The 16865-nt window shown below is 68.6% G+C and carries 15 protein-coding genes and 2 tRNA genes; 7 read left to right on the top strand and 10 right to left on the bottom strand.

Annotated elements, in window-relative coordinates:
- The first annotated feature begins 83 nt into the window (after nucleotides 1-83).
- From V1634_RS29765 to V1634_RS29745, 5 genes are all read left to right on the top strand, one after another.
- Nucleotides 84-557 carry a hypothetical protein gene (locus V1634_RS29765; RefSeq protein WP_331211047.1) on the top strand — a complete coding sequence of 158 codons (474 nt, stop codon included), beginning with the start codon at nucleotides 84-86 and terminating at the stop codon, nucleotides 555-557.
- Nucleotides 558-767: 210 nt separating this feature from the next.
- Nucleotides 768-1406, top strand: coding sequence for a hypothetical protein (locus V1634_RS29760; RefSeq protein WP_331211046.1), 639 nt, complete (start codon nucleotides 768-770; stop codon nucleotides 1404-1406).
- Nucleotides 1403-2185, top strand: a complete 783-nt coding sequence (locus tag V1634_RS29755; RefSeq protein WP_331211045.1) for a recombinase family protein — start codon at nucleotides 1403-1405, stop codon at nucleotides 2183-2185. The genes V1634_RS29760 and V1634_RS29755 overlap by 4 nt, the downstream gene beginning before the upstream one ends.
- A 1-nt stretch (nucleotide 2186) precedes the next feature.
- Nucleotides 2187-3455, top strand: a complete 1269-nt coding sequence (locus tag V1634_RS29750) for a tyrosine-type recombinase/integrase (RefSeq protein ID WP_331211044.1) — start codon at nucleotides 2187-2189, stop codon at nucleotides 3453-3455.
- A gap of 149 nt (nucleotides 3456-3604) precedes the next feature.
- The gene (locus tag V1634_RS29745; RefSeq protein WP_331211043.1) at nucleotides 3605-3865 is read left to right on the top strand and encodes a hypothetical protein; all 261 of its coding nucleotides are present in this window, start codon (nucleotides 3605-3607) and stop codon (nucleotides 3863-3865) included.
- A 663-nt stretch (nucleotides 3866-4528) separates the two neighbouring features.
- On the opposite strand, the gene V1634_RS29740 is transcribed toward V1634_RS29745, so the two are convergent.
- The 4 genes from V1634_RS29740 to V1634_RS29730 form a co-directional block, all read right to left on the bottom strand.
- Nucleotides 4529-4960 (bottom strand): hypothetical protein, encoded by a 432-nt coding sequence (locus V1634_RS29740; protein WP_331211042.1) that lies wholly within the window; start codon nucleotides 4958-4960, stop codon nucleotides 4529-4531.
- A 99-nt stretch (nucleotides 4961-5059) separates the two neighbouring features.
- Nucleotides 5060-6250, bottom strand: coding sequence for a hypothetical protein (locus tag V1634_RS29735; RefSeq protein ID WP_331211041.1), 1191 nt, complete (start codon nucleotides 6248-6250; stop codon nucleotides 5060-5062).
- Complete coding sequence (locus V1634_RS35555; protein ID WP_407951868.1) at nucleotides 6247-6729, bottom strand: DUF4365 domain-containing protein; 483 nt, start codon at nucleotides 6727-6729, stop codon at nucleotides 6247-6249. Before V1634_RS35555 ends, V1634_RS29735 begins: the two co-directional genes overlap by 4 nt.
- A gap of 224 nt (nucleotides 6730-6953) precedes the next feature.
- Complete coding sequence (locus V1634_RS29730; protein WP_331211040.1) at nucleotides 6954-7178, bottom strand: winged helix-turn-helix domain-containing protein; 225 nt, start codon at nucleotides 7176-7178, stop codon at nucleotides 6954-6956.
- A gap of 267 nt (nucleotides 7179-7445) precedes the next feature.
- Between V1634_RS29730 and V1634_RS29725 the strand changes: the two genes are divergently transcribed.
- On the top strand, nucleotides 7446-7835 hold the full coding sequence (locus V1634_RS29725; RefSeq protein ID WP_331211039.1) for a hypothetical protein: 390 nt from the start codon (nucleotides 7446-7448) through the stop codon (nucleotides 7833-7835).
- Nucleotides 7836-8299: 464 nt separating this feature from the next.
- Here V1634_RS29725 and V1634_RS29720 read toward each other — a convergent pair.
- The 4 genes from V1634_RS29720 to V1634_RS29705 form a co-directional block, all read right to left on the bottom strand.
- Nucleotides 8300-8376, bottom strand: a tRNA-Ile gene (locus tag V1634_RS29720).
- 215 nt (nucleotides 8377-8591) lie between these two features.
- Nucleotides 8592-9932, bottom strand: a complete 1341-nt coding sequence (locus V1634_RS29715; protein ID WP_331211077.1) for an FAD-dependent oxidoreductase — start codon at nucleotides 9930-9932, stop codon at nucleotides 8592-8594.
- A gap of 14 nt (nucleotides 9933-9946) precedes the next feature.
- Nucleotides 9947-12094, bottom strand: coding sequence for an MMPL family transporter (locus V1634_RS29710; RefSeq protein WP_331211038.1), 2148 nt, complete (start codon nucleotides 12092-12094; stop codon nucleotides 9947-9949).
- Nucleotides 12095-12269: 175 nt separating this feature from the next.
- Nucleotides 12270-12342 (bottom strand) — tRNA-Asn (locus tag V1634_RS29705).
- Nucleotides 12343-12625: 283 nt separating this feature from the next.
- Here V1634_RS29705 and V1634_RS29700 point away from each other — a divergent pair.
- A complete protein-coding gene (locus tag V1634_RS29700; RefSeq protein WP_331211037.1) occupies nucleotides 12626-13096 on the top strand; it encodes a hypothetical protein in 471 nt (156 codons plus the stop codon).
- Between the two features lie 157 nt (nucleotides 13097-13253).
- Here V1634_RS29700 and V1634_RS29695 read toward each other — a convergent pair whose 3' ends face one another.
- Both V1634_RS29695 and V1634_RS29690 read right to left on the bottom strand, forming a co-directional pair.
- Nucleotides 13254-14261, bottom strand: a complete 1008-nt coding sequence (locus tag V1634_RS29695; RefSeq protein ID WP_278063537.1) for a sugar phosphate isomerase/epimerase family protein — start codon at nucleotides 14259-14261, stop codon at nucleotides 13254-13256.
- Nucleotides 14262-14641: 380 nt separating this feature from the next.
- Nucleotides 14642-16795 carry a ThuA domain-containing protein gene (locus V1634_RS29690; protein WP_331211036.1) on the bottom strand — a complete coding sequence of 718 codons (2154 nt, stop codon included), beginning with the start codon at nucleotides 16793-16795 and terminating at the stop codon, nucleotides 14642-14644.
- Nucleotides 16796-16865: the final 70 nt, after the last annotated feature.

Below are 16865 nucleotides of genomic sequence, written 5' to 3'. Positions count from 1 at the left end.
AGGGCCGAACGGGAACGGGGTCGGGTGCCCCGAACGGAGTCGGCTACCTGAACGGGGTGGCGCCAAACAAGGAGGAAAGAGAGATGACCGCACGTAAAGCAAGGCGTCGTCTGAACGCGGTGCCGGACGAACCCCATGGGTCGCCGGAAGCCCATGAGGACAAGGATCGGGAAGGCCGATGCACGGCGCACAACCGCAAGGGTCGGCTCTGTCGGATGTACGCGATCCCGGGCGGGACCGTATGCCTGCGCCACGGCGGAAGCGCTCCGCAGGTTCGCAAGGCAGCCGCGCTCCGGTTGCTCGCGCTCGCTGACCCCGCCATCACCGCACTGGCGAAGGTCGTCCGGGACACCGGCACCAGCGACGCGGACCGCATCCGCGCGGCTACGGCCATCCTCGACCGAGCCGGGCTCGGCCCCAGCTCGAAGGTGGAGATGGGTACCGAGCCGCATCACGGCTTCCTCGCGGCCGTCATCCGTACAGACGGCGTCATCGATCGGTCCAGCCGGTACGACCGGCGCACCTCGGACATCGAAGACGAGGAGGAGGAGGAGTAGCCCCGCCGGGAGGGCACTCCCGTATCCCCTCGCCCCTCCCCCACGGTCGAACGCGTAACGACCCCTTCGAGCCCGCCGCACAGCTAACGCTGCGTAGCGGCTCGATGAGGACGAGAAACCTCTCTCGATCTCCTGAACCTTTTCGATGATCTTCTATGTACTGACTCCTGCAAGGCGCTCAGCGGAGCACCCGGACCAGGGAGAGAAGCCATGACCGCCCCGACCACCGACACCACCCCCACCACCGAGGCCACTACCGAGCCGGCAACCGACCCCATCGCCGAGGCCACTACCGAGCCGGCAACCGACCCCATCGCCGAGCAGAGCCACGAACCCGCCCAGGCCGTGCCCCTGGCGGACCAGACACCCGCAGAGGCCGCTACGTCGGCACTGGTGGTCGACACCCCGAACGTGGAGGCCGCCGAGGGTGCATCGGACGCCACCGACCGGACCGACGTCGACCAGGCCGATGAGCAGGGCACCCCGGACGAGGTGAACGACGAGGACGACGGCGAGGAGACCACCGACAACGCGCCGTCGCTGTTGGCTGCTGCCTGCGCGGCCGGGACAGTGCGGCTGTTCCGTCTCCGGGGCAACGGGACCACTCGGCGGTTGATGTGGCTGACGGGTGAAGCCCTGGAAGTAGCCGAGTGGTACCGGCTGCGCCTCGACCAGGGCGCGTCGGTACGCCAAATCGCGGAGGAGTGCCAGACCAGCCGTCCCACGGTCCGCCGCGCACTCGGCGTTCTCGACCTCATGGACGCCATCGAGGCCGGCGAGCACGACGACCTGTACGCCGACGGGGTCACCGAGGTCCTGTTCGCCAGCGACGAGGACGGCGAGGAATGAGCACCGCCACCAAGGCGCGGCAGCGTCGTGCGGCTACCGCCGTGCGGCGCTCGACCGCCGACGGGCTGATCCCGATGATCGGCTACCTCCGGGTGAGCACCGAGGAGCAGGCCGAGGACGGCTACGGCCTCGAAGCCCAGCGGTACGACATCCAGCACGAAGGCGATCGGCAGGGCTGGGACCTGACGTGGAAGATCGACCCCGGGTACAGCGCCAAGGACACCAAACGTCCGGCGCTACAGGAGTCGCTGACCGCGCTCCACCGCCGGGAGTACGCGGGCATGGCGGTTGCCAGGCTGGATCGCCTCAGCCGCAGTGTCATCGACTTCGCCACGATGGTTGAGCGAGCCCAGCGGCGGAAGTGGAACCTCGTCGTTCTCGATCCGCGGTTCGATCTATCCACCCCGTACGGCCGAGCCTTCGCCGGTATGGCGGCGATCTGGGCACAGCTTGAGCGAGAGCTGATCGGCCAGCGCACCAGCGAGGGACTACAGGCACTCAAGCGCCAGGGCGTACGGCTGGGTCGGCCGCGCCAGTACACCGACGACGTAACCACCTTGGTCGCGACGCTGCGCCACGAAGACGGGCTGAGCCACCGGGGCATAGCCACCGAGCTTTCTACGCGTGGTGTGCCGACCGTAAGCGGCGGTCCCTGGCGTCACTCCACCATCCGCCGCATCCTGCGCGGCCTTGAACTGGACGCCGAGGCCGCAGCCGCGCTCGAAGCGTGCGCTTCGCAGCCGACGACACCTATCGCGCTCGCCCCCGAGGAGAACTGACATGGCACGGGCAAGAGTCGTCAAGGAGCGCACCAACATCCCCGGGGTACGGAAGGCAACCCGCACCTACCCGGACGGACGCAAAATCGTCCGCTGGGAGGTCCAGATCAAGGATGCGCTCGGCAAGCTCCGCCACGTCGGCACCTACGACGACAAGGAGGAGGCTCGCCGCGCTCGTAACGAAGCGCGAGCGTCGGTGGACGCCGGGACTTTCGTCGCCAGGAGCGCGGGTGCCGTCACGTTCCTCAGCGTGGCCGAAGCATGGTTGCGGACGCCGGCCGTCCGGCGACTGAAGGAGAGCACCCGGTACGGGTACGAGCGGATCATGCGTCACTCCCTCGAACCCTTCCATGCCGTACCGGTCGGCCGGCTCGGCTACGAGGAGTGCTCCACGCTGATCGGCGACGCCATGGCCACGCACGCAGCCTCAACGGTCGGGCACATCCTCCACGTGCTTCGGAAGGTGTTCGACCACGCGGTGAAGAGCGGATACATCAGGGCCAACCCAGCGCGAGAGGTAGCCAAGCCCAAGAAGGGCAGCAAGCGGGTAGAGATCGTCCTACAACCCGTGGACATCGCGCGCATCCTGGCCTCGATACCAGACGCACGCGGCGACCGCCCCGACCGGTGGCGTCTGCTGGTGGAGTTGGCCGTGGAGAGCGGCTGCCGGGCCGGCGAGCTGGCCGGATTGCGGGTGCATCGGCTGAACCCAGACCGCCGTCTGCTGGTCGTGGAGGAGACAAGCCAGGAGGTGAACGGCAAGGTCGTCCTCGGCACTCCGAAGACCAAGGCGGGGTTCCGGACGGTCGACAACCTGAGCGCGGACCTGTGCCGTCGCCTTGCCGCCCACGTTGCCGGCATGGCACCGGATGACTTCGTGTTCGGGGACGGCGACCAGCCGTACCGGCACAACAACTTCAACAACCGAGTCTTCAAGCCGGTCGTCAAGGCGCTCGGGCTCGAATACGCGCGCTTCCACGACGTCCGCCATTTCCACGCTTCCGCGATGCTCCTGCTCGTGGGAGAGGGACGAGTGGGCGAGGTCGCTCGGCGGCTCGGGCACAGCAAGCCGTCGATGACCCTGGACGTGTACGGGCACGTCCTCGAACATCAGTCACGTGACGTGTCGGCCGCGTTCGCCGCACTGCTCGCCGAGGGGCGCAAACGGGCGACTACTCCCCCGCCGACGCCGGTCCGCCCCGCAGAATCGGCTACAGAGGCCGGGGTCGTTGACCTGGGCGCCGAGCGGCGTAGGCGTCGAGCCGGTTAGCCATCCCGTACAACTGAGACCCCGTCTGTCGAGTGATGGACGGGGTCTTTGCCTGCACCAAAACGGATCGCCAGACCAGCACGCCTCATCCATAGCCTTCTACGTGTGCCCGGCAAGGGCACACACGTCCACAAGAGACGGAGAGGGCAATGGCACTGGGACAAAGGGTCTTGTACACGTTCGATGAGACGCAAGCGCACTACGTCCGGATGCGCAACACCAACGGCGGCTTCGGCGGCCTTCCCGCCGTCGCCGCCGGCGACACCTTCCCAGCCGACATCGTCCACGACTACGGCGACGACACGGCCGACCTGGTCGTGACGCTGCGCGGTCCGGGACGGCACTTCGTGCAGAACGTTGCCGAGGGCGTCAGCGGTCAGCAAGGACGTTGGACGGAGTTGCCAGCCTGATCATCCGGCCAAACCGTCACAGAACGGAAGCCGAAAGCCCGACTACTTCACCACTACCCACCGCCGCATAGTGCGTCGGCCCTGGACCTCTCAGGTGGCACCGTCACGGACATCGGCTACACTAGCGACGCGTCATCGTCTGACGGCGACGAAGGTCCCGGTCTGTAATCCCTCAATCTGATTGAGGTAGGACCCATCGGCAAGGGGCCGTAGCGACTCAAGAAGCATCCTGCTGTGGCTGGACAGGTCCACAGTGAACTGAGATCCATGCCCCGGCCGGTTGGCACGGACTCAGCAACACCAGTCGTTGTGGACTGGTCGAGCTGAGTCGTGCGCGCCTCACTCGACCAAGAGCGAGAGGCAGGGGCGTGACGCTCTCGAATCTTGAGCCAGTTGTGAACGCAAGCCCATGGTTGGCGATCTCCATCCTCGGCGTTTCTCTGGTCAGCGTCTTGGGCAGAGTCATGATCACCAGGCTCGCCCTCCGGGATGCAGACTCTAAAGAGCGAGCGAATATCATCAAGGCTCTAACGGAGCTCTTCCGGGCATGGCGTCGCTAACCCTTCTGCGGTAACGCAGAAGATCCGCTTACCGGATGTTCGGATACGAAACCGGCGTATCAGGGCCGCTAGCCTACCGGCTGGCGGCCCCAACACTCGCCCGTCATCCTCCGGTAATGAGGCCGGAGATCACGTTGATCGCCAAGTCCCGGCCACCGGCGGCCAGATAGTCCCGGACCCTGGTGAGGCGACCTGCCTTCTCGGGGTCGTTCTCCTGCTCGGCAATGGCACCGAGCATCTTGATCAACTCTTCCAGCTTGTCCTCGGCCTTGGGCCACGCCTTGATCGTTCGCTGCGCATGCCCAGTCGGCTGGAACACATGCGACACTCCCCCGAACGACATCTTGTGCATCTTCTCAAAGAAGGGCGGATGTTCGGCCTCAAGGCGACGAAGCGAGGCCATCACGGTCTGCTGATCGAGGCCGGTCCGCGCAACGATGGCACCAACCGCCGCGTCACCACGACTTTCGTTACAGAGATCGACGGCGGCCTTGAGTACCGGGAAGTCGGTGGTATCCCAAAGATTTTCAGTCATGACCGACAAGGTACGTGGGGCGTGCGACATCCCTTCCTGGGCACTATCCGCCGCCGCTTCCACACGCAAACCACCAGTATCGATGTTGATAGTGCCTGCCTAGAACAGAGGCTGATCGAGGTCGTCGTCGTCGCTATCCCGCTCGTCAGGCTCAAGTGCTACTGCCGACGGAACCTCAACCAGGTCGATCCCTTGCGGGTCATACAGCCAGTACAACCGCCCCTCCTTCTCCTGGCGGCCGGACAACCGCATCGCAAGTCCTTCCCGGAAAGCCTGGATCGCTAGGTCGTACAGCTCCTCGGGCAGCCGGACCCGGAGCTTCTTGGCTTGCGAGCCTTCGATGACGTTCAAGCGGATCACGCCGGCAGCACCGGGCCTGGGCCGGTCGAGCAGGGTCACCGTCCCGAGTGTCGTGACGCCGACCGGAGGCTCGGTCCTGGCGAATCGCACGCTGGCACTCTCAAGGGCGGTAACGTCCGACGGCTCGAACTGGACGTAGGTTGGACCGGACGCGTTTTCACTCCAGTCCCGCCACTCCACGCCCACCTCTGCCCCGTCTGAGTTGGAGACAAGCCTGGATAGGGCCTGCGTCAGCTCATACGAGACTCCGTACTGCACGGCTTCGTCGAAAACTGCACTAGATGACGTCCGGTTGAACTGATCTGTCGCCTCCCGCGTGGCCTCCAAGCTCGACACCAAGGTGCGGGTAACCTCACGGCCAGTTAGAGCCTCGCCGAATCCGGGCAACGGCACGTCTACTCCAGCAATATCGCCTACGGGCGTGAGCGCCGTGACGACATAGCTACCCACTTCCGTCTGCCCCATTCGGACACTGTTCATATACGCCTTGGCAGAAGTCCAGTGCTTGTTGCCGAAATACTGGGCCTTCTCGCGCTGAGCTTTGGCAGCCGCTTCAAGCAGGCGAGTAGACGAGGCGATCAGCGATTGACCAGACGACCAAGGGATCGTCCCATGTGGTGTAGGCATCTCTTTACGGAACCGAACCAGGTCGCCGATACCAACGTCGAGCCTGGTAAGCATTCGCTCATAATCTAGGCCGGAGATGTCACCGACGGCGGCAACTGCATCGGTCAGCAGGTTCCGAAAGTCTGCATGTCCTGCATCTAGCGGAACAACAACACTTCGACCGATGGTGGGTGGAGCTAATCGTAGGTATAAGCCGTCGCGCCCGCCACGGATCGTCCAGCCGTGGCGCTGTAGGTACGCCACAGTCTGGCTCGGGCTAATCCACGAGCCATCTAGCGCCACGGCGTCCGTCGGGATGGTCATGCTCGACCACCAGCTCCGATGCGCCGCATGATGTCGCAGAGAGCGAACTCGTCAAAGACCTGAGACGTCGGCACCCTAACGACCGTCTCATCCTTGCCGGTAATCGGGTGCCCTTCAAGGTTCCGCCAATAGCAACAATGACGGAGCATCATGTGATTAGAACTAACCTCAATCCACTGGCCTATATCACGAGGGACCAGCATTGCGATCAAGATGGTCGAAGTAATGACGGGCGAGTGTGCCAGGCGGGCTAACTGACTGTTTGGCAGGGAGATCGGAACTGAATCCAGGTCACTCCCCGGAGCAATCTGGTACGTACTCTTCAGTTGGACCCGGAGATCAACCTCGAAGTCATGAAGATGCTCTGTCGATTGGTGGCTGATCTTCCAGTCGATCCCGCGATCCCTATTAGGCTTTGAAAGGGAACAGCGGGCCGCCGCAGCCACGGCGTGCAGGTATGCCTCCTGGAGCGTCTCCATACACTGCTTCTGATCCAGATCCCCACGGAGTGGAGTCGGGTCATCGACAGCGACAGTCATGGCTCCCCCTACAGTCCGGAGCGATCATTGTGACCCTCCGTCGCATGTAGATCTACCCACCGAAAGATCGAGACTGAAACCCGACACCAACGGTATCCGCGCTGACTACCGCAGATATCGGGGATCGTCGACCTGATGGCGAGGCGCCCTGAGTGCCGCCTCGGCTACTCCTTCCCGGCCACGTACACACCGCGTCCAGGCTGGCCAATCACCAGATCCCGATCGTGTAGGAGTGATACGGCTCGGTACGCAGTCGCTGGGCTCACGTCGTACTCGTCAGCGAGCTTGCTCGTGCTGGGCAGCTTCGTCCCCGGCGGCAGCTCGCCGCTCTTGATCTTCGCGGTGATCTCGTCCGCGATCCGTCGGTAGTCGGCAGGTGCAGAGGGCATGGTAGTAACCCCTTGGTTCGGCTCTCCCATCTGATCACGCCGCAACCTTCATCAGCAAGTGACGTAGAAAAACTCGTGTCGACCGTTTATCTACGTCACTATCTGACGTAGGTTTGCTCGTGGCTAACCCCTTGGTTCGGCAAACCGGTGGCTTAGCCCCGTCAGGGCGGCGGAAGGTCCGTCGTCCTGACGGTCCCGAGAGCTGGGGCGGGGCGGTCGGGAGACAGAAGGTCCACGACCGTTCTGCCCCTCCAATGAGGAGCAGGGATGAGCGACCACGAACCGTCCGTGCCCGAGTGGACATGCCGCGAGTGCGCCGCCGACTGGCCGTGCGTGACCCGACGCGAGGAGATAAGCGACGCGTTTGCCGATCAGTACACCTCGATGGTGATGTACCTGGCGTACACCATGATGCAGGCCGCCGAAGATCTGCGCCACGTACCCGCCGGGTGGCTCCACAACCGCTTCGTCGGCTGGACGAACGACCCCGATGACCCGGTGCCCTTCACCTCCGTCGACATCCTGATCAACGGCTACAAACTGGCCAACGACCACAGCCCCGACGCGGACGGCAAGTGCCCCGTCTGCGGTGACCCGGCGGACTGCTGGGTACGCATCAACCCCGATGGACCGGGCTTCCTGATCCCGGTGCCCTGATGCACCAGCCACCGCGCCCGGGCGACGTGGTGCGGGTGGACGGCGCGGCAAGCGTTCAGTTCGCAGGTCCCCGCGCCTTGTGGCTACGGGTGACCAGCGTCAGCCAAAAGCCCACCTACCACGGGTGGTGCTGGCTCACCGGGTACGTCCTCGACCGCAGCGGCGAGGCAGTCGAGAAGCGCGAGATCTTCGTGCAGGTCGCCGGCCTGCGACCGATGCCTGTGCGAGCGGCGGTCACCGGGGCACGCCCCGCCCGACGCCGGTAGTGCCGACGGCATCGGGCCTGGCCGCCGATCTGAGCCAAGATCTGCCCCGAACGGGTGCACCGGGGCCGACCGTAGGGCCAGGCGAGCCCTGCTCGGCGTACAACCGGCTACCCCTGAACAGCCATGACGCGGTTGTACCTAGGTTGTACAGAGATCAACTCGAACGCCTGCGACAGCGGCATTTCTCCTGGTAAAGCGTGGTGGGGCGGGCGGGACTCGAACCCGCGACCGAGGGATTATGAGTCCCCTGCTCTAACCTGCTGAGCTACCGCCCCGAAACGGGCGCCGGGATAGTAACCCGGCACGGCGTCGACCGGCCACCGACATGCGGCGCCCACCAGCGAAGATCGAGTCGGCCCGTCCGGCCCACCGGATCGCTCGCCGGTTCGGCACCGCCCCGACGGCTTCCGGCACGGCGAGAATACCAATCGGCATCGACCTCGCGGCGACGCCGAGCGGGCGGCCGGGTCCGCACCCGGCGCAGGCGAGGTCAACCCCGCAGGTACCCGTCGATCGCGCCGGCCGCCCGCCAGCCGCTGGCCAGCGCGCCCTGCATGGACGGGCTCGCCCGGTGGTCCCCGGCCACGAAGATCCCCTCCCCCAGCGCGACCGGCTTGCGCAGCCGCCCCTGCGGTGCCGGCGCGGCCGGCAGCGCCTCCGGCACCGGGACGGTGGTCAGGTGCTCCCAGTCGTCGACCCGGCGGCCGTAGAGCCGGGCCAGCTCGGCCCGGACCACCGGCTCGGGCGGCACCATCGGCCCGGCCACCGAGGTCGCCACCAGGTGCCGCCCGGCCGGGGCGTACGTCGGCGCGGCGTGGCTCACCACCGTCGTGTTGGCGACCAGTTCCCGCCGGTCCCCGTCGAGCAGCAGGATCGGCTCGTCCAGCGGCGGTTCGACCGTCGAGTGGTAGTAGGTGGTCAGGGCGTGCATGCGTACCCGGCGCAGTGGCGGCAGCAGGGCGGTCGCGGCGCGCGGGTCGGTGGCGACGAGTACGGCCCGGCAGCGGACCGCCCCGGCCGAGGTGCGGACCAGTCCGGGCCGCAGCGACGTGGCGGCGACGCCGAGCGCGATCAGCGACCCCGGCAGCGGGGTGGCGAGGGCCTCGGGCAGCGCCGCGATCCCGGCCGCCGGCAGCCCGATCCGGCCCCGGGCGAACGACCGGACGACCATCGCGAAGGCGTGGCTGGAGGTGTGCAGCTCCCGCTCGCCGAAGACTCCGGAGAGGAACGGCCGGAGGAGTTCCTCGACGATCCGGTCGGAGAGCCCGGCCCGGCGCAGCGCCGTCTCGGTGCTGGTCTCCGGGGCCGCGAGCAGCCGGTCCACCGGGTAGCCAGCACATCGGGCCGCCAGCGCCGCCAGCCGGAGCCGGTCCGTGGCCCGGCCGACACTGCTGATCCGGCGTACGTCCGCGAGCCGCCCGCCGACGACCCGGTCGAGATCCTGGCCCGCCGGTACGTTCCCGAGCCGCCCGAGCCCGGCCGCGTCGGCGAGGCCGGTCAGCACCGTACGGGTCGCGCCGAACGGGTCCCGCAGCGGGTGGACCATCCGGTGCAGGGTCCCGCCCCGGCGCACCAGTACGCCCTGGGTGAAGTAGCCGAGTCCCAGCGAGGTCAGGTCCACCAGCGCAGAGAGCCGCGGATACCCGGTGTTCACCACCTGGAAGCCGCGATCGATCAGGTAGCCGTCCACCGCCTCCGTACCGACCCGGCCGCCGAGCCGCTCGGCGGCCTCGACCAGCAGCCAGGGCGTACCGGCCCGGTGCAGTCGACGGGCGGCGGCGAGCCCGGCCATCCCGCCGCCGACGATCACCACATCGGTCTGCGCCGGCAGTTCGGGCACGCCGCTCACCGTGTCTCCGGATGGTTCTCCGGGTGGCCGCGGATCCGGGACAACCTGGACGGCCACCAGACCGCCGGCCCGATGTCGTAGGTCAGCGCCGGCACCAGCAGGGAGCGTACGACGATGGTGTCCAGCAGGACGCCGAGCGCGACCGCCAACCCCAGCTCGATCAGGATCACCAGTGGCAGTACGGCCAGTGCCGAGAAGGTCGCCGCCAGCACGAACCCGGCCGAGGTGATCACGCCGCCGGTGACCACCAGCCCGCGCAACACCCCGGACCGGGTGCCCCGGTGCACCGACTCCTCCCGGACCCGGCTCATCAGGAAGATGTTGTAGTCGATGCCGAGCGCGACGAGGAAGACGAACGCGAAGAGCGGAAACGACGCGTCGACCCCGGGGAAGCCGAAGGCGTACCGGAAGAGGAACGCGCAGAGCCCGAGGGTGGCCAGGAACGACAGCACCACGGTGAGGATCAGCAGGATCGGCGCGAGCAGGGCCCGGAGCAGCAGGGCCAGGATCACCGCGATCACCCCGAGCACGGCCGGGATGATCACGTTCCGGTCCCGGGTGGTGGCGTCGGCGGTGTCCACGCTGACCGCGGAGGAGCCGCCGACCACCGCGTCCGCGTCCGGCACCGCGTGTACGGCGACGCGCAGCTCGCGTACCGTCTGCTCCGCCTCGGCGCTGTCGGCCGGCGCCGTCAGGGTGGCCTGGAGCTGGACCCGGCCGTCCACCACCTTCGGCGGCCCGCCGGACGCACCCGGGGCACCCGGAGCGGCTTCCGAACCGGTCGCGTTCGGGTCGCCGGCCGGGACGGCGCGCACCTCGGCCACTCCCGGTACGGCGCGGGCCGCCGCTTCCACCCGGTCGGCCGCGCCGGCCAGCGGGAAGATGGTGACGGGGCTGCCCAGCCCACCCGGATAGTGCCGGTCGATCACCTCCTGGGCGAGGACCGAGTCGGTCTTGTTGGTGAACAGCTCGGACTGGCTCAGCCGGGTGGCACCGAGCTGGGTCAGGCCGAAGCCGAGCGCGATCAGGGCGAGGGTGGTCAGCACCCAGACGAGCCGGGCCCGGCGGGCGATGAAGTGCGCGACCGGTTTCCACAGCCGGCCGACGGTCGCGGCGTGCTCGACGTACGGCGACCGGGGCCAGAACGCCCACCGCCCGCCGAGCAGCAGCAGTGCGGGCAGGAAGGTCAGCATCACCACCAGGGTGGCGCCGATGCCGACCGCCGCGACCGGCCCCATGGCCTGGTTGGAGCTGAGGGTGGAGAGCAGCAGGCAGAGCAGCCCGGCGATGACGGTGCCGCCGGAGGCGAAGATGGCCGGGGCGGCGCCCCGCCAGGCGGCGAGGATCGCGGTGGCGGTGTCGTGGTGCCGGCACAGTTCTTCGCGGTAGCGGGCGATCAGCAGCAGGGCGTAGTCGGTGCCCGCCCCGAAGACGAGCACGGTGAGGATGCCCTGTGCCTGCCCGTTGAGCGTGATCACGCCGTTCTTGGCCAGGAAGTAGACCGCCAGGGCGGCGAGCGCGTACGACAGGCCGGCGGCGAGCAGCGGGACGATCCAGAGCACCGGGCTGCGGTAGACCACCAGCAGGATGACGAAGACCACCCCGAGGGTGACCAGCAGCAGCGGCCCGTCGATCGACGAGAAGACCTCGATCAGGTCGCCGAGCATTCCGGCCGGGCCGCCGACCACGACGACCCGGCCGGGGTCGGCGCCGTGCTCGGCGATCCGGCGCAGCTCACCGACCACCTCGCGGGTCCGGTCGTCCTCGGTGTTGTCGACCGGCACGATCACCTGGAGCGCCTTGCCGTCGGCGCTGGGTATCGGCGGCGGCAGCGGCGCCACCACCCCCGGTACGGTGGCGAACCGGGCCAGGTCGCCGCTCACCCGCTGCCGGTCGGCGTCGGTGACCCCACTGTCCCGGGCGTAGACCACCAGTGCCGGTATGGTCGGCCGCTCGACGAATCCGGCGGCGAGCCGTTCACCCCGGGTGGCCTCGGCGTCCGCCGGCAGGAACGCGGCGTTGTCGTTGGTGGCGACCTCGCTGAGCCTGCCCGGGTACGGCGTCGACAGCGCACCCACCGCCAGCCAGCCGACCGCGAGCAGGGCGGCGAGCAGCAGGGCGGCCCGGCGCCGCGATCCAGCCATTTCCCACCCATCCGTCCCGTGCGCGTCCGTGCCGCCCGGTCACCGCGCCGCCGGTCCGGGCGAGGTGTGTCACGAGAAGCGACCGCCACCGTGGGCCGGCGGGCGCCGGAGGCCGGACGGACCCCAGATATGACGATGCCCGTCGGCGGGGCCGACGGGCGGGATGTTGGGAAAGCTCCCCCGTTTGGACTCGAACCAAAAACCTGCCGGTTAACAGCCGGCTGCTCTGCCAATTGAGCTACGGGGGATCGCATTGGCCGGCACTGGATCTCTCCGGCGCCGTGCGACGGGACAAGAGTACAGGACGGGTGGGGGTACCGGGCTACCGGGTTATCGCCGGAGGCGCTCCGGGCCGGTTGTCCGGGGGTGCTCCAGGCCAGTTATCTGGACAAAACGGCACGGGGGCCACAACCAGGCATGACATCGGTGGAGGATGGGTACGGACCTGGGGACAGACGACGCAGGCGCGACACGGTCGCCCAACGGGAAGCCGGGGGCGCTGACCGCGTCAGAACACGGAGAGGAGCCGTCATGCGCGGAAAGCTGTGGTTCGTCGGCGGGCTGGCTGTGGGCTTCGTCCTGGGCGCCCGCGCGGGCCGGGAGAGGTACGAGGAGCTGGTTCTCAAGGGTCGTCAGGTCCTCGACCACCCGACGGTGCAGGAGGCGGCCGGGGTGGCTCAGGCCCAGGCTTCCCGGCTGTACACCGAGGGCAAGGACCGGCTCAGCCACACCAGGCTGGGCGAGAAGATCGCCCTGGGCAACGGCAGCTCGTCCGAGTCGGACACCGACGACAGCGGTCGCACGAACGCGACCGCCGGGTCGGGCAGCACGTCCGGATCGGGCACGGCGACCGGATCGAGCACGGCAGCAACCGGATCGGGTACGGCCTCCGGGTCGAGCACGACGACCGGATCGAGCACGAAGTCGGGAACGGGTACGAAGTCCTCGACGACCGCTCCCGCCTCCCGGGCGGCCTCGGGAGCGAACGGCACCACCTTCTGAGCACGTGCACCACATCGCGTGAACGGCGCGGGGCCGACCCGATCCTGGGTCGGCCCCGCGCCGTTCTCCGTACACGGAGCCGTCGGCTGACGGAGCCCGTCGGCTGGCGGAGCCGTCGCCTACCCGCCGGCCGGTGTGGGTCGCCGACGCCGGCGGCTCACTCCTTGCTGCTGAACGCGGCGTCGAAGGCCGCGCTCGGGGCGTCGAAGGCGAGCCGGCGGACGAACTGCAACGCCTCGGGCGCCCCGACCAGCCGGTCCATCCCGGCGTCCTCCCACTCGATCGAGATCGGGCCGTCGTAGCCGATCGCGTTCAGCGCCCGGAACGAGTCCTCCCACGGCACGTCGCCGTGCCCGGTCGAGACGAAGTCCCAGCCCCGGCGCAGGTCCGCCCAGGGCAGGTGGGAGGCGAGCCGGCCCCGCCGCCCGTCCCCGGTACGCACCTTCGCGTCCTTGCAGTCGACGTGGTAGATCCGGTCGGCGAAGTCGAAGATGAAGTTCACCGGGTCGAGTTCCTGCCAGACGAAGTGCGACGGGTCCCAGTTCAGCCCGAACGCCGGCCGGTGCCCGATCGCCTCCAGGGTCCGCCGGGTGGTCCAGTAGTCGTACGCGATCTCGCTCGGGTGCACCTCGTGCGCGAACCGCACCCCCACCTCGTCGAAGACGTCCAGGATCGGGTTCCACCGGTCGGCGAAGTCCTGGTAGCCCTTTTCGATCATCGACGGCGGAACCGGCGGGAACATCGCCAGGGTGTGCCAGATCGACGAGCCGGTGAAGCCGACGACGGTCTTGACGCCGAGCTTCGCCGCCGCCCGTGCGGTGTCCTTGATCTCCTCGGCGGCCCGCTGCCGGACCCCCTCCGGCTCCCCGTCACCCCAGATCCGGGCCGGCAGGATGTCCTGGTGCCGCTCGTCGATCGGGTGGTCGCAGACCGCCTGCCCGACCAGGTGGTTGGAGATCGTCCAGACCTTGAGGTTGTACTTGGCCAGCGTCTGGCGCTTGCGGTCGACGTACGAGTCGTCGGCGAGCGCCTTGTCGACCTCGAAGTGATCACCCCAGCAGGCGATCTCCAGCCCGTCGTAGCCCCACTCCGAGGCGAGCCGGCACACCTCCTCGAACGGTAGGTCGGCCCACTGGCCGGTGAAGAGCGTGATGGGTCGCGCCATGGTCTTTCTCCCTGTTGGTCACGCGGGATTCGCGACTGCGCCGCAGGCGGCGCCGGTGGACCGGGGCGAGGGTGGCCGTCCGGAACGGTGGCGGGAACTTCCCCGGCGGTGTGGTCGGCACGTGCGCAGCCGCACCCGAGCCGGGCGGGTTGCGCCTCCCGCCTGGTCGCCGGCCATCACCGAGGATCGCCACGACCACTCTAGGCCGTGCCGCCCGGCGCAAGGAAGCCCCGCCTCCCGGATCCGAGGGCCCGGAAGGCGGGGCGGGGACGGTCCGACCCTGTGCACTGTTCGCGGCCGATCCGTCTCCCTTGGCGGCGGGCGGCGGGGGCGCGCTGGGCGGGTGGTGGGGATGGCGCGCCGCCCGCCACCCGCTCAGCTCAGGGCAACGTCCACTTCTGGTTGGCGGCGCCGGCGACGCAGTCCCACAGGTGTACGTCCTGGCCGTCCGCCGAGCTGTTGTTCGACACGTCCAGGCACTTGCCGGAGCCGGGGTTGCGCAGGGTCCCGTCGGCCTGGGCGGCCCAGTTCTGTGCCCCGGTGGAGTTGCAGGTCCAGAGCTGGACCCTGGTGCCGTTCGCGGTACCCGAGCCGGAGATGTCGAGACACTTGCCGAGCGCCCGGAGGGTCTGGCCGGTACGGGTCCAGGTCTGCCGGGCCGAGTTGGCGACGCAGGTGTTGAGCTGTGCCTGCGTACCGTCGGCGGAGCCGCCACCGTCGATCTCCAGACACTTGCCGGCCAGCCCGACCACCGGCCCGGTCCCGGACCCACCGCCGCCGCTCGTCGCACGCACCAGGGTGAACTCGTCGACGTCGTAGAGGCCGGTGCCGGAACCGGCGACGGTGAGGTAGAGGTTCCCGGTGCCGCTCGGCAGGCCGGTCAGCGCGGTACTCACCTCGGCGTAGCTCTCCCAGCCACCGGTGTTGGAGATCGTCGCGGTCCCGTGCACCGGGCCGGTCTGCGAACCGGTCCGGACCTGGAGGGTGCCACCGGCACCGCCGGAGACGACCCGGGCCCGCAGCGAGGTGACCCCGGTCAGGTTCTGCCCGTTGTAGGCCGCCCAGTCACCCGGGTCCAGGTACCCGATCGTCGAACCGCCGTTGGCGCCGGCCTTGCCGACCACCTGGACCCCGCTCTGCGCGCTGAACGCCTCGGCCTGGACCGTGGTGTTCTGGCCCGGGTCCGGTCCGGGGCCGCCACCGAGTTCCTTGATCCGGATGTTCCGGAACGAGACGTCGTCGCCGGTGCCGTGGTTCTGGATGCCGATGTGCCCGGCCAGCGACCGCACCGGGTTGGTGTTGGTGAAGTCGTTGACCAGCACACCGTTGAGGTAGATCCGCAGCCGCTCCCCCTCGACCAGCAGCTCGTAGCTGTTCCACTCGCCGGGCGGGTTCAGCGCGGCGTCCCGGGCCGCGATGTCGGCGGACTTGAAGGTGTAGACCGCCCCGGTGGTCCGGTCGGCCGCGTCGGTGGCGTCGATCTGGATCTCGTAGCCGTTGTCAACCGCCGACCAGGGGTCGGACGACGGCGGGAAGCCGATGAAGATCCCGGAGTTGTCGTCGCCGGCCATCCGCCAGTCCAGCTTCAGCGAGTACGAGCTGAACTGCTTGGCGCTGTACCAGTACAGGCCCATGCCGCCGACCGAGGTCAGCGTGGCGTCGGCGTTGGTGAAGCTGCCCGGTCCGGCCTGGGACCAGCCGGTGGTGGAGCCGTTGTACAGGGTCGTGTAGCCGGACTCGGGCCGGCAGTCGGCCTTGCTGCGACCGGCCGCGTACCGGATGCCGCCGAGCAGGTGCGCCCGGAACGCCGGCTCGGCGTACGACGCCTGGGTGTGGCCGCCGCCGGTGTAGAAGGAGCGGCCGCCCTCGTACGACTTGCACCAGGCGTGCGGGTGGTCCGCCCCCATCCCGCCACCGGAGTACGACGACTCGTCCAGCGTCGCCAGCACCCGCGCGGTGGACCGGGCGTTGGTGCGGTAGTTGTACCACTCGTCGGTGCGGGTCCAGGTCTGCGGCAGGTGCGCCGTCGCCGCGTGCCCCCGGTCCACCGCCTTCACGTTGGCCTGCTGGATCGCCGGGTGCGAGGCGAAGTACGCCCCGACCAGGTTGCCGTAGAACGGCCAGTCGTACTCGGTGTCGGCGGCGGCGTGCACCCCGACGTACCCCTTGCCGCTGCGGATGTACGACTCGAAGGCGCTCTGCTGGGCGGCGTTCAGGGTGTCGCCGGTGGTGTTCAGGAAGACCACCACCTCGTACTGGCCGAGGTTGGCGGTGCTGAACGCGGCGGCGTCCTCGGTGGCGGTCACGGTGAAGTTGTTCGCCGCGCCGAGTTCGCGGATCGCCTGGGTGCCGGCGGCGATCGAGTCGTGCCGGAACCCGGCGGTCTTGGAGAAGACCAGCACGTCGTAGGGGGCGTCGGCGGCGCTGGCCGGGCCGGCCGGCACCGTGGTGCAGGCCAGCACCGCCGCCGCGGTGGTGGCGATGGCAAGGAGGGGCCGGACGGTCGTCCGGGTTCTGCTGCGGAACAGTCGCATCGTCGCTCTCCCTTGTGAGGGCGGTTAGGAAGGGCCCCCGCATCTACAAAATGCGATAAGCGGGGGCCCT

This window comes from Plantactinospora veratri, assembly GCF_036421995.1.
GTDB lineage: Bacteria > Actinomycetota > Actinomycetes > Mycobacteriales > Micromonosporaceae > Plantactinospora > Plantactinospora veratri.
Note: the sequence above shows the minus strand (reverse complement) of the source record. Positions and strands in the feature narration are given on the sequence as shown.

Excerpts from the sequence above, each read along its gene's own strand:
- V1634_RS29760 (WP_331211046.1), top strand. The coding sequence starts at position 768 with ATGACCGCCCCGACCACCGACACCACCCCCACCACCGAGGCCACTACC.
- V1634_RS29700 (WP_331211037.1), top strand. The coding sequence starts at position 12,626 with ATGCGCGGAAAGCTGTGGTTCGTCGGCGGGCTGGCTGTGGGCTTCGTC.
- V1634_RS29755 (WP_331211045.1), top strand. The coding sequence starts at position 1,403 with ATGAGCACCGCCACCAAGGCGCGGCAGCGTCGTGCGGCTACCGCCGTG.
- V1634_RS29765 (WP_331211047.1), top strand. The coding sequence starts at position 84 with ATGACCGCACGTAAAGCAAGGCGTCGTCTGAACGCGGTGCCGGACGAA.
- V1634_RS35555 (WP_407951868.1), bottom strand. The coding sequence starts at position 6,729 with ATGGAGACGCTCCAGGAGGCATACCTGCACGCCGTGGCTGCGGCGGCC.
- V1634_RS29710 (WP_331211038.1), bottom strand. The coding sequence starts at position 12,094 with ATGGCTGGATCGCGGCGCCGGGCCGCCCTGCTGCTCGCCGCCCTGCTC.
- V1634_RS29725 (WP_331211039.1), top strand. The coding sequence starts at position 7,446 with ATGAGCGACCACGAACCGTCCGTGCCCGAGTGGACATGCCGCGAGTGC.
- V1634_RS29750 (WP_331211044.1), top strand. The coding sequence starts at position 2,187 with ATGGCACGGGCAAGAGTCGTCAAGGAGCGCACCAACATCCCCGGGGTA.
- V1634_RS29740 (WP_331211042.1), bottom strand. The coding sequence starts at position 4,960 with ATGACTGAAAATCTTTGGGATACCACCGACTTCCCGGTACTCAAGGCC.
- V1634_RS29730 (WP_331211040.1), bottom strand. The coding sequence starts at position 7,178 with ATGCCCTCTGCACCTGCCGACTACCGACGGATCGCGGACGAGATCACC.
- V1634_RS29695 (WP_278063537.1), bottom strand. The coding sequence starts at position 14,261 with ATGGCGCGACCCATCACGCTCTTCACCGGCCAGTGGGCCGACCTACCG.
- V1634_RS29735 (WP_331211041.1), bottom strand. The coding sequence starts at position 6,250 with ATGACCATCCCGACGGACGCCGTGGCGCTAGATGGCTCGTGGATTAGC.
- V1634_RS29745 (WP_331211043.1), top strand. The coding sequence starts at position 3,605 with ATGGCACTGGGACAAAGGGTCTTGTACACGTTCGATGAGACGCAAGCG.
- V1634_RS29690 (WP_331211036.1), bottom strand. The coding sequence starts at position 16,795 with ATGCGACTGTTCCGCAGCAGAACCCGGACGACCGTCCGGCCCCTCCTT.